A 12,432-nucleotide genomic window follows, 5' to 3' on the forward strand; every position below is an offset into this window, starting at 1 on the left:
CAAAATAAAAAAGTAGAAAGAAATGTATATATGGTATCACACCCAAAATATAGTGAAAAAAACGTTTTAAGTAAGACTCGTATCGATGTCAAAAAACACAACAAAAAACCCAAAAAAGATGATTCGAATAAAGTTGACATTAATCCTTATAAAGTTAACTTTTTTAATGTATTTATTAAATTCCCTAAAAAGTGTGTAATGGTTTTAATTTCAGCTATTTTATATAACGTTGCTGTGGTTGTTTTTTTAACTAAAGCAGCTACAATCGCAACCGGTTTATCAGCTGTAGTTCAAGCTATTACATACCCAGTTTTATTATTATCACCTTATTTTGCTTATTTATATTTATTGATTAACTTGCCCTTGATAATCGGATTTTGAAAAAAGAATTCGCGCTTGTTTATGATATTGACGACATATTGAATGATTTTTCAAGTCATTTTACAGTCATTTTTTTTAATACCTGAAGCAAAAGCCGCAATACACCAAATTTCAATTTATTACATCAACTGATCAAGTAATGCAAAATATAGTTCTTTAGTTCCATGAGACGCTTATGGACAATACGGACCAGCATTACTAAATGCGACCTCAATTTCCGTTTCTCAGGCTAACTATGATGTTGTTAAAGCCGCCGCTCAAACGCTAAAACCTTATATTGATGCTAACGGAGCTAATTTAAGCGCTACATTTAAAAATAATATTGATATGATCACGGCCAGCGATTCATTTAATAACTTAATTAAAAATAACAATATCACGACACCAATAATTATTTCAATGTCAGATTTTCTAAAGGCTTCATATTTAACCGGCTTATTCAATAAAAGCGAGTTCATAAATTATTTAAATTTTGATTGAAATATTTCTAACCCGGCTTCTTGAGAATTACCAGCCAAAGAATATTTAGAAAACTACACAGCAGCTGATGTTGCTAAATTAAATTATTTCCAAAAAATTCTTTATGACAAAAATAATCATTCAATGAATTTGGCAAATCTAATGAAGTTAGATATGGAAAAAATATATGCTAACTATGGCCAAGGATTTTCGAACCCAACTTGACCAATTATTGTTTACACAGTAATCGCTGGTGTTATGGCAGGATGTGCTTCAGGATTGGCTTGAAAAAATAGCGCAAGTGCTGCCGGTTCGGACGTTATTGTTTATTACATTTCAAGAATGAAACAAAAAAGTGTTGGTAAAACATCAACATATGTATCATTTTTCTTCTGTGGTGTATCGATCTTAGTTATTGCGGTTTTAGAAGGAATTGGATTAGCACAAGGAAAACCGCTTAATGTCGGAGCTCTCATTTTGAGAATTTTATCTTCAATCGGATACATATTCTTATACACGGCTTTTATTGAATTGATTTATCCTAAATACAAAAAAATCAAAATTGAAATTCACACTAAAGAACCAGACAAAATTATTAGTAGATTTAAAGAAATCAATTATTGACATGGTTTCAACATTGAAACAGTGACCGGCGGATTCACTAACACGACAACGATTAAGATTGAAACTTATACGCTATTTTTAGAATTTAATCAAATTAAAAAAGAAGTATTGAGTGTTGATCCGAATGCGTGAATTACTGTTTTACAGGTTAAAAACGTCGTTGGAAAATTTGATACTTCAAGAATAGATTAATAGATTTAATTCAACATAAGAGTTTCTGAACTCTTGTGTTGTTTTTTAATTGAAAACAAGTACTTTCTCATTTTTTACCAAAAATGCAAAGTTTAAAATATAATTTTTAAGAATTATGACAAACGATAAAATTAGAAATTTTGCAATTATTGCACACATTGATCATGGTAAAAGTACATTAGCAGATCGTATTTTGGAATTCACTAATACGATCACTGCCCGTGAAGCTAAACCGCAAATTTTAGACTCAATGGACTTGGAACAAGAACGTGGAATCACAATTAAATTAAATGCTATTCAAATCAAATATAAAGATTATGTATTTCATTTAATTGATACGCCCGGACATGTTGACTTTACTTATGAAGTTTCACGTAGTTTGGCCGCATGTGAAGGAGCCTTGTTATTAGTTGACGCTACACAAGGAATTCAAGCTCAAACATTGGCCAATGTTTATTTAGCTATTGAAAATAATTTAGAAATAGTTCCAATTATCAATAAAGTCGATTTACTAAGTGCTGACCCAGATCGTGTTAAAAAAGAAATTGAAGACATCATTGGCATCGACGCTTCTGATGCAATTTTGATATCAGCGAAAACTGGTTTAAACATTGATCAGGTAATTGATGCTATCATTGAAAAAATTCCTGCCCCAAAAGAAGCAGACACAACAAAACCGCTTGAAGGTTTAATTTTTGATAGTTATTTTGATAATTATCGTGGCGTTGTCATTTATACAAGAATTTTCAATGGTGAAGTAAAGGTTGGCGATGATATTTATTTCATGCAAACTAAGAAACGCTATACCGTTACCGAATTAGGTGTTAAAAATCCTAATGAAATTAAAAAGGATAAACTATCAGCCGGTGAAGTAGGTTGAATCGCTGCATCAATTCGTGATGTGAAAGATGTTGCGGTTGGAGATACTATTACTAATCCCCATAATCCAGTAGCCTTCCCATTACCTGGTTATAAAAAATTAAAACCGGTTGTTTATACTGGTTTTTATCCAGTTGATACTCGTGATTACAATGACTTAAAAGATGCTTTGGAAAAAATTAGTTTATCTGATTCTTCAATTGTTTGAGAACCCGAAACTTCTAAAGCATTAGGATTTGGTTTTAGAATTGGCTTTCTTGGTTTATTGCACATGGATGTGTTGCAAGAAAGATTGGAACGTGAATTTAATTTAGATATTATCGCAACAGCGCCATCGGTTGAATTTGTTATTACATTAACTAACGGCGATGTCCAATATATTACTAACCCTTCGCTGTTTCCTGACCGTAGCACAATTAAGATGATTGAAGAACCTTACATTCGGGCAAACATTATGTTAACCGAAGAATATCTAGGCTCAATTATGGAACTATGCCAATCTAAGCGCGGAAAATATGTTGACATTGAATATCTAGATGATACACGGAGAAGATTAATTTATGAACTGCCTTTAAACGAAACCATTTTTGATTTCTTCGATCTAATGAAAAGTTATTCGAAAGGTTATGCATCATTTGACTATGACTACATCGGATTACGTGAAAGTGATTTAGTAAAAGTAGATATCTTATTAAATGGAGAAAAGATAGATGCATTATCAATGATCGTTCACCGCGATTCGGCTTATAACAAAAGTCGTGAATTAACCGAAAAATTAAAAGAAGTTGTACCTAGACAAAACTTTGAAATTCCAGTTCAAGCCGCAATCGGTGCTAAAATAATAGCAAGAGAAACTATTAAAGCTTACCGTAAAGATGTTACCGCAAAATTATATGGTGGAGACGTAACAAGACGTCAAAAACTATTAAACAAACAAAAAGCTGGTAAAAAACGGATGAAACAAATTGGAACTGTAGAAGTTCCTCAAGAAGCCTTTTTAGCAATCTTAAAAACCGATACATCAAAAAAGGATAAGTAAAATGGGAATTAAGCCAATTTTAACTGGTGAAGATACAAAACAACTCAACATACCAACTGCGACTTTTTCAAGTCACGTATATGAACAAACTATGGAAACAAAAACCTTTGGCGCTAAAAATAAAATATTTGACCCTAAAGGTATTATTCCAAATGGAATTTATTCAGTTTTTCGTCAAGAAATAAACATTAAAAAAATAATGCTTTCTATTGATGCGATTATTTTCTTTATTGCTTTAATTACTTCATTAATATTTGGTTTTGCTCCAGGGCTATTTAATAAAACAGAAAATTATCATACCCCTTGAGGTTGGTATATTGTTCCAGTGTTTTTGATGGTTCTAACTTTATCAAATTTTATTTTTGAATCAATTGAATTGACTGGTATTAAAAGGAACATTGCGGTTTATCGCGAAAGCATTAAAGCTGGATCTTCATCTACGCCGCCCTTTATATCGCTTTTGTATCGTAAATTAATGTTAAAACAAGTTTATCGTACCTGAATCGTTGTTGCAATTATTTTTTATGTTGGTTTATTTACCTTAGCATTTTGAGGGTTGCAAGATAAAAAGTGAGGAAAATTAGATTTTAATAAGTGAATTCACAATTCATTTCCTAACCCAAATATCGTAGTTTATGTACTTTGTGGTATAATGGGTTTAGTTCTTATTTTGTTTATAATAAACACAATTTTTAGAAAAAAGAGAATGGTGGACATTCAATCATTTTTTGGCAATGAAGTTATGAACTATAGCGAACTAGCTGAAAAAAGGTCTAAAGCACATCACAAATGCGCAAAAATATTTTTCTTAAGTATTTTAGTAATATTAGTGCTTCCATTTATTCTATATATAATTTTGAAAAAAACAGTATTGAAAGGAAAATAATTATGGAAGGTTGAGCAATAGCATTATTAGTTATATTACCAATCTTGTTCGGTGCGCTTGGAGCTTTCTTAGGTGTTTTCATCACCCAAAAGAAATTCAAAAAACAATTGAAAGAAAACCCACCTGTAACCGAAAAAATGATTAGAGTTATGTTCCAACAAATGGGACGTAAAGCTTCAGAAGCGCAAATCAAACAAGTAATGCGTGCAATGAAAAATGCAAAATAGCCACCGCGGCTATTTTTTTTATTTGTTTGATAATCTTAGATTTAATGTTCTTATTGTAAAATTAAAATAGTAAATTATTTTTTATAAAATAAAAATGGCGATCATGGCAGGAGTTGAACCTGTGACCCTAAGCTTAGGAGGCTTATGCTCTTCCACTGAGCTACATGACCGTTATTTATAAATTATTTTACATCACCAAGGAGAAAGATGTGACAACAAAAATAAATAAAAAACCAAAATACTCAGGACTGGCTAAATATATTACTATTATTTCTAGCGTTTTATATAATGTTTTCTTTACAGTATTTATAATAACTGGAATAGTATTGGTGACTTTAAATTTTAATTCAAAAACAATATTAATTAAAGCTGGATATATGCTTATAGTTTCCGGAATTGCCTCTTTTATTTTGAATTTACGTTATTTTTTAGCTGGGCTTGATCTTAAAAAGAAAAAAGTAGCAATATTATCATTAGTAGCCTTTTTCCTAGGATTATCGGTTTTATCATCAATTGGTAATGTTATTATTTTTAAAGAATTAAGAAAAAAACAAAAAGAATTTTTTGATGAATTTCAACCTCAAGAAAGAAAAATTGAAAATATCAACATTGAATCTTCAATAACTAAATTTAATAATTTTGACAATTTAAATAAGCAAATTTAAATGAAAATATTTTTAAAAACTCCCTTAATTTTATAAAAGTTATATAATTTTAAAAGTTTTAAGGAGTTTAAATGAAAAAAATAGTTTCTCAAAATAAAAAAAATCTATTAGTGCGTGAAAAGATGCACTCATTTAAACACGCTCGGAAGAGTTAGGGGTTAGGCATTTTTGTGTCTTGCTATTTTGTTTATATTGATATTAAACATCATAGTTATCCCCAATGTTGTGGTTTTATTGCGGCTTTTTATAGCCTGATTATAATTAATAAATTTTAATAATATATAATTTTATTGAACAATTCGTCAATAATAAAAGGAATAAATATGGAAAGAAAATTTACAGAACAAGAACAAGTTAGAAGAAATAAAATTTCAACTTTAGCAGAAAGCGGAATTAGAGCATATAATTCAACAATCAAACCAACTACAAACTCTCGCTTTATTGAAGAAAATTACGGAAATTTAAATCGTGAACAACTAGAAGAAAAAAATTTAATTGAAACAGTTAATGGCCGTGTCATTGCACAGCGTGGTCCGTTCTTAGTTTTACAAGATAGATACGGAAGCATTCAAGTATATGTTGATAAAAAATCATTCGAAGGCAAAGAAAAAGAGACCTTACAACAACTTGACTTAGGTGATATTGTTTCAGCAACCGGGTTATTATCAAAAACACACACCAACGCTTTAATGGTTAAAGCTCAATCGATTACTTTATTAACTAAAGCTTTAAAACCTTTACCAGATAAATACCATGGTTTAGCTGATATTGAGGATCGTAGACGTTACAGATATGTTGACTTAATTGTTAATGAAGAATCGCGTCGTACATTTGAATTAAGAACAAAAATTATTAAAGGTGTTCGCGAATACTTTGACAACCTTGATTATTTAGATGTTGATACTCCTGTTTTACACCCAATTTTAGGTGGAGCAGCAGCAAAACCATTTATTACTTTCTATAACGCATTAAACAGAAACTTCTATTTAAGAATTGCCACTGAATTACCACTTAAGAAATTATTAGTTGGTGGATTTGAAAGAGTTTATGAAATCGGACGTATTTTTAGAAATGAAGGTGTTGACACAACCCATAACCCCGAATTCACTTCAATCGAGTTTTATGAAGCATACTCAGATATCTGAGGGATGATGGATAGAACTGAAGGCGTGTTCAAACATTTAACTGAAAAATTAGGAATTTCAAAAGTCACATTTAACGGCATGGAAATTGAATTCAAATACCCATTTGCAAGATTGAATATGGTAGATGCAGTTTCTGAAAAAGTTGGTGTTAATGTAAGACAATTAAGCGACGAACAAGCTATTGAATTGGCTAAAAAACACGGCATTAAAGTAGAAAAATACTTTAAATTAGGACACGTAATAAATGAATTATTTGAAAAATATGTTGAAGAAACTTTAATTCAACCTACATTTGTTTACGGGCACCCAATCGAAATTTCTCCACTAGCATTCAAAGAATTAGATGATGAAAGATTTACTCAAAGAGCTGAATTATTTATTGGTAAAAAAGAATTCGCTAATATGTTCACCGAGTTAACTGACCCAATTGATCAACTAGAACGTTTTGAAGCTCAATTAGCTGAAAAAGAAGCGGGAAATGAAGAAGCTAACGAAATCGACTGAGACTTCGTAAATGCATTAGAATATGGTATGCCTCCTGCTGGTGGTTGTGGAATCGGAATCGACCGTTTAGTTATGTTATTAACTGAAAATGATTCAATTAGAGATATTTTATTATTCCCACAATTAAAAGACGCTAAAGATATCAACAAACAATAATAATGTTTAAATTCTCTGGCAAAATCGCCAGAGTTTTTTTATCTAAAAATAAGCTACTTTTTTTAAAGTTTTAGTTAAATTAAAAAATAAGTAAAAAAATTTTATTTTTTTTATCAAAACTTTTTAAAAGTATGTATAATAATACCATAGCAACCATAACGAAGGGGTTCCACCTGATACCATTCCGAACTCAGCAGTTAAGCCCTTCAGTGCCGACGATACCATTAGGGAAAATAGGTCGTTGCTCTTTTTTTTATTTTAAGACATTTTATATTACGGTATGTAAAATAATTTCGCTTTATAGATATGCCTTCAGGGGCGTATTTTTTTTATATAAAAAATACAGCCGAAGCCGTATTATTAATTATTAATTAAATAATGTTTAATTTCCATATTTTCAATTGCTTCATCTTCTAATGAATCAAGTAAATTTAGTTCTTCTTCTAAACGATGCGCTTCTTCACGACTTGGTTTGGTAACAGGATTACGTGGCGCAAACAATTCGCAAGTTTCGCATGCTTTTTGAATTGAAATTGGCATTGTGTTAATTTTTTCTGCAATTTTAATTGTTTCGTTTTTATCGAAAGAAAGCAATGGACGAAAAACAGGAATTGTACAAACTTCTGAAATTGTATAAATTGATTCTAATGTTTGCGATGCAACTTGAGCTAAATTTTCACCATTCGAAATAGCTTTGATATTGTATTTTTGTGCAATTTTATTTGCAATTCGATAAAAACTTCTGCGCATTAAAGTAATTTTGTATTTTTGGTTACTTACTAAACCAATATAATTCATTAGTTTGGTATAGTTGACTTGAAATAAGGTTGCTTCACCTTGATATTTAGTAATTACATCAATAATTTGATCTATTTTATCAGTTGTAGCTTTATCAGTGTGGGGTGGAGTTATAAAGTTTAAAAATACAACTTTAAGTCCTCTTTTTTGTAATAAGTGCGCCGCAACAGGTGAATCGATTCCTCCGCTGATTAGGTGAAGAGTTTTTCCAGAACTATGAACTGGCATGCCACCAAGCGCATAAATATAGTCAGTGAAAATATAAGTATTTTTATCTCTTATTTCAATATAAATTCTTAAATCGGGAGTTTTCAAATTAACAGTTTTGTTTTCAGTATTTTTTAAAACTACTCCACCAAAATACATATTTAATTCAGCTGATGTCATGTGGAAATTTTTATTGTGTCTTCTTGCGTCGATGGCAAATGATCCGAATTCTTTTTCTTTAATAATATTTGTAACAACGTTTTCAATCGCCGCTAAATCAGATGAAACTTCATATACTGGTGAATATGATGAAATCCCAAAAACATATTTTAGATTTTCAAGATTTTTTTCGCTGTAATTAACAAACGCGCGATCATATTCAGCCTTAACTTCTTCTTTTGGTATATACATTAAAATATTTTTCTTAAGTTGCTGAATAAAGTCTTTTTTATTTTCGCCTTTTAAAGTAAGCTCACCATATCTAATTAAAATTTTTTGATACATATGTAATACTCCTTAATTATTATGCCTACATTATTTCATTATCAAGGGCATATAATTTACTTATTTTATTATATTTTTATAAATATTGATAACTAAAGATAAAAAAGCAACTTAAACTAAGCAATAAAAAAAGGCAAATTGCCTTGCCTTAGTTTAAATACTCGTCAATATAATTATTTGCAATTTCAATTGCTTCAAGCAGCTTACCTTCATTAAAGTTATTCAAAATTTCTTTATACAATTTCAAAAGCTTTTCATCTTGTGATACATAAGAACTGATTTTGATAATTAAATCTTTAATTAAAGAGTTGGCTTCCAGCAACAAAGTGCTTTCATAAATAAAAATATTTAATTTTAATAAGATTTCTGTTTTTTTGTCCTCATGAAATTGCAAGAGATTGTCATCATATAAAGCTTGGCTAATTTCATTTATCAATTGAACTTGATTTTCGTTTATTTTGATGTAATTAGCATTTATATGCGCCAAAATAATTTCAAAAATTCTTTTAGATTCAATTAATTTTTGATCTAAATTTTTATTTTCTGAAATGTCATTGGCTAAAGAAATAATTTCGATTTGTTTTTGACTTAACGTATTTAACTGCTCTAAAATACGTTTAAGTTCATCGATGTACTCATAATAACTGCTATTTTGACATTGTTCAATATTTGAATAAAATCCTAGTTTATTTTTTCCTTGCTTTACAAATACTTCATATGCTTTTAAATAATCTTGATAAGCAATGATAAATTTACTATTTTGCATACTCATTTCGGTGATGAGTGCCAATATATTTTCATGTTTAGTTTTTAAATCATTGTATACTTCACAAATACATTTGTAATTCTCTTTAATTAGATGATAAGCATTGATTTCATTAATTAATCAATTCATATTTTTATTAGTATCATTTAATATTGCTGCAATTTCTTTTTTAATTTTGTCATCTCATTCGCGAACATCCACATAGCTCATTTTATTTTTAATATCTAATAAGCTTTTTTCGATAATTGACACTGGCAGGATATCTTCAATTTTTTTAAAGTCATTAGCCAAGATTTCTTTATTTTCTGCTTCTAATCTTTTTATGCTGATAACTTGTGCCATGATTTCGTTATCAATCAAAGAAAAATATTCATTTGCTTCATTAATTAAAAAGACATAATCACTTAATGTATTTTTTAGATTTTTAAGATTTTCTTTTGTTTCTTCCTCTGATGTTTTTAAATACAAATCATCATTAAACCATTGCATTTTTTCATGAAATAATTTATCAAATTGATTATATTGTTTTTCAATATATATGAAATTATTTTTAGTGATATTAACATCTTTATACTCGTTGATTTTTTTATAAATATTTAAACAATTATTAGCTTCTTTAAGAACGTTTGAAATTAAGGCGGATGAACTTTTCTCTAATTCCATAATTTTTTTATATGAATCATAAATTTTTTGATTATTTTCTCTTAGTTCTTTTTTGATTTTATTGATTTTTTTAAGACATCTAATTTCGAATAATGAATGATCTGATAAATGCTTAGAAATTAATGAATTTAATTGTGATTCGTATTTCAAAAACAAATCTTTTTTTCTTTCAAATTCAATTAAATTTTTTGCGATTTTATCTTCAATTTTAAGAAATTCAGGATTTTTTTTCGCAAATTCATTGAACCTTTCGTTTTCTAATTTGATTTTATTGTGCGCACTATTTATTTTGACGTGATATTCTTTTAGTCGACTTTTCAATTTTATAATTTGGTATCTTGAAAAGTAATATAAAATACCCAAAATATAGCAAATTAGCAATACGACAAGTAAAATAATTAGTAAATAAGTTCAAATCCTCATATGTAATATTATAGTTAAATAATATTAATAATAATTGTTAATAAGTTTAAAAATAAACAAAATTTAATATAATTAGTAATTATGAAAAAGACAAAAAAAGTTACCTTAGCATGTCAAGAGTGCTTACAAAAAAATTACTCAGTTAATAAAAGCAGTGAGGCAAGACTAGAAATTAAAAAGTTCTGCAAGCACTGTAATGTACAAACATTACATAAAGAAGAAAAATAATGACTGACGCTGAAAATAAAAATTTATCAAAAGAAGAAATCAAAGCTATGAAGCAAGATGCAAAAGCCCAAAAAGCTGCGCAAAAAGCTCAAGCTAAAGCCGAAAAAGCAAATAATAAAAATAAGGCTAAATCTTCAACTATGCGTAACTGAGTAAAAGAAATTAAGAGAATTGTTTGACCAAAGAGTTCAAAAGCGTGAAAATGATTTTGAATCACAATTGCTTTCTTGATCGTAATGGGACTTTTCTGTTTCTTAATTACACTAGGATTTACTTCATTATGAAATTCAGTAGGAATCAAAGCTTAACGAGGAGAATATATGGAATTATCAAATAAAGATTTTAAATGATACATGATCTCAACAGTTTCTGGAAAAGAAGATAATGTTATCGAAGCTTTAAAAAATAAAATCGCAACACAAAATATGAGTGAATATTTTAAAGAAATTAGAATTTTTAAAATGCCCCACTTATCAAACAAAGAATTAGAAAAGAAAACTAAGGGTGAAGAATACACAGTAAGATATGTAAATATTTACAAAGGTTATATTTTCTTAAATATGGTTATGACTGATGATGCATGATATTTAGTACGTAACACTCAATACGTAACAGGATTAATCGGGTCAAGTGGTAAAGGGGCAAAACCAACCCCAATTAGTGAAAAGAATTTCCAAAAGATGGTTCAAAAAGAAGCTATGCTAATCGAGAAATTCAAAGCCGGTGATATCGAAACTGCATTTAAAGAAGGCACAATTGTTAAAGTTATTTCAGGAGTTTTCAAAGGCCAAACTGGAGAAATTATTAAAAATAACGATATTGAACAAAGAGCTTTTGTTAACATCGAACAATTTGGAAGAAACGTTCCAACTGAGTTCTCATATGAAGATTTAGAAATTTGCGGATAATATTTAAAAAGTGGCTTAGGCCGCTTTTTCATTTGCAATAAAATCATTATTTTGAACAAGGCGCCTTATATTTATATATATAATAAGAATACGCATATATTTTTGAGGTCAAAATGAAAATTAAATTATTAAATACCGATGAACCATTAAAATCTAAAAAAGCTATTATCAAAGCAAGAAATACTTTTATTATTGCTTATATATTTCAATTACTTTTTTATATATTAGCTTTAGCAGGTACATTAGCTGCCGCGGTTTTATGACTTTTGTATAAAAAAATCACATTAGCTGCTGGCGTTTCATTATTTGTAATAGCGGCAATCTTAGCAATTGGTGGCATATTATTAAATATATTTTTAGTAAAAAATCAGAGCTTACATTATTTTGCTTATATGAGCGCTAAAACTAGCCGCAGCATTTATTTTTTATACTATAGATTAATAAATACTAAGGTTAGTCGGGTAAATGACACAAAATTTCAAATTCTTGAAATAGAATATGCAAAAAATAGTAAAATATTGACCGATTAAGTCATTAAAAAACCACTAAAAAAATTGCAAAAAAATTAAGTTGCAAAAATTCTTAATTATTTTGTAACAGAAACAAAAAAGTGTGTATAATACTTAATGTACCATTTAAAACAAGTGGTGCTGAGATAGTTCTTTGAAAACTGGATACGAATACCATAACGTCAATTTTTAATAATTACAAAATAACAAAAATACACCAAATCAACTTTATTTAAGAGTTTGATCCTGGCTCAGGATGAACGCTGGCT

At 28.9% G+C, this 12,432-nt stretch carries 12 protein-coding genes, 1 tRNA gene and 1 rRNA gene; 11 read left to right on the plus strand and 3 right to left on the minus strand.

Translation table 4 applies throughout. The features are described 5' to 3' along the window. The first annotated feature begins 30 nt into the window (after positions 1-30). From FJR74_RS07855 to FJR74_RS01950, 4 genes are all read left to right on the plus strand, one after another. Positions 31-1,656 carry a YitT family protein gene (locus FJR74_RS07855; RefSeq protein WP_140914866.1) on the plus strand — a complete coding sequence of 542 codons (1,626 nt, stop codon included), beginning with the start codon at positions 31-33 and terminating at the stop codon, positions 1,654-1,656. Between the two features lie 115 nt (positions 1,657-1,771). Continuing rightward, positions 1,772-3,574: a translation elongation factor 4 gene (gene lepA / locus FJR74_RS01940; RefSeq protein WP_140914867.1), complete on the plus strand. Its 1,803-nt coding sequence runs from the start codon at positions 1,772-1,774 to the stop codon at positions 3,572-3,574. A 1-nt stretch (position 3,575) separates the two neighbouring features. Beyond that, complete coding sequence (locus tag FJR74_RS07860; protein WP_140914868.1) at positions 3,576-4,460, plus strand: MSC_0882 family membrane protein; 885 nt, start codon at positions 3,576-3,578, stop codon at positions 4,458-4,460. 2 nt (positions 4,461-4,462) lie between these two features. Next, positions 4,463-4,687 (plus strand): YneF family protein, encoded by a 225-nt coding sequence (locus FJR74_RS01950; protein WP_140914869.1) that lies wholly within the window; start codon positions 4,463-4,465, stop codon positions 4,685-4,687. A gap of 95 nt (positions 4,688-4,782) precedes the next feature. Here FJR74_RS01950 and FJR74_RS01955 read toward each other — a convergent pair. Then, positions 4,783-4,857 (minus strand) — tRNA-Arg (locus FJR74_RS01955). A gap of 39 nt (positions 4,858-4,896) precedes the next feature. Between FJR74_RS01955 and FJR74_RS01960 the strand changes: the two genes are divergently transcribed. The 3 genes from FJR74_RS01960 (at position 4,897) to rrf (ending at position 7,407) form a co-directional block, all read left to right on the plus strand. Further along, positions 4,897-5,352 (plus strand): hypothetical protein, encoded by a 456-nt coding sequence (locus FJR74_RS01960; protein WP_140914870.1) that lies wholly within the window; start codon positions 4,897-4,899, stop codon positions 5,350-5,352. A 323-nt stretch (positions 5,353-5,675) separates the two neighbouring features. Further along, positions 5,676-7,157, plus strand: coding sequence for a lysine--tRNA ligase (gene lysS, locus FJR74_RS01965; RefSeq protein ID WP_140914871.1), 1,482 nt, complete (start codon positions 5,676-5,678; stop codon positions 7,155-7,157). Positions 7,158-7,302: 145 nt separating this feature from the next. Beyond that, positions 7,303-7,407, plus strand: a 5S ribosomal RNA gene (gene rrf, locus FJR74_RS01970). Positions 7,408-7,517: 110 nt separating this feature from the next. Here rrf and thiI read toward each other — a convergent pair. Together thiI and FJR74_RS07865 are read right to left on the minus strand one after the other, a co-directional pair. Continuing rightward, positions 7,518-8,666 carry a tRNA uracil 4-sulfurtransferase ThiI gene (thiI, locus tag FJR74_RS01975; RefSeq protein WP_140914872.1) on the minus strand — a complete coding sequence of 383 codons (1,149 nt, stop codon included), beginning with the start codon at positions 8,664-8,666 and terminating at the stop codon, positions 7,518-7,520. 148 nt (positions 8,667-8,814) lie between these two features. Beyond that, a complete protein-coding gene (locus FJR74_RS07865; protein ID WP_140914873.1) occupies positions 8,815-10,416 on the minus strand; it encodes a hypothetical protein in 1,602 nt (533 codons plus the stop codon). A 183-nt stretch (positions 10,417-10,599) separates the two neighbouring features. On the opposite strand from FJR74_RS07865, the gene rpmG reads away from it, so the two are divergent. From rpmG to FJR74_RS07880, 4 genes are all read left to right on the plus strand, one after another. After that, a complete protein-coding gene (gene rpmG / locus FJR74_RS01985; protein ID WP_140914874.1) occupies positions 10,600-10,746 on the plus strand; it encodes a 50S ribosomal protein L33 in 147 nt (48 codons plus the stop codon). Beyond that, positions 10,746-11,054 (plus strand): preprotein translocase subunit SecE, encoded by a 309-nt coding sequence (secE, locus tag FJR74_RS07870; protein WP_306766871.1) that lies wholly within the window; start codon positions 10,746-10,748, stop codon positions 11,052-11,054. The genes rpmG and secE overlap by 1 nt, the downstream gene beginning before the upstream one ends. A gap of 12 nt (positions 11,055-11,066) precedes the next feature. Next, positions 11,067-11,654 (plus strand): transcription termination/antitermination protein NusG, encoded by a 588-nt coding sequence (gene nusG, locus FJR74_RS07875; protein WP_140914875.1) that lies wholly within the window; start codon positions 11,067-11,069, stop codon positions 11,652-11,654. Between the two features lie 113 nt (positions 11,655-11,767). Beyond that, positions 11,768-12,184, plus strand: a complete 417-nt coding sequence (locus FJR74_RS07880) for a hypothetical protein (protein ID WP_140914876.1) — start codon at positions 11,768-11,770, stop codon at positions 12,182-12,184. Positions 12,185-12,432: the final 248 nt, after the last annotated feature.

This window comes from Metamycoplasma neophronis, assembly GCF_006491995.1.
GTDB lineage: Bacteria > Bacillota_I > Bacilli_A > Mycoplasmatales > Metamycoplasmataceae > Metamycoplasma > Metamycoplasma neophronis.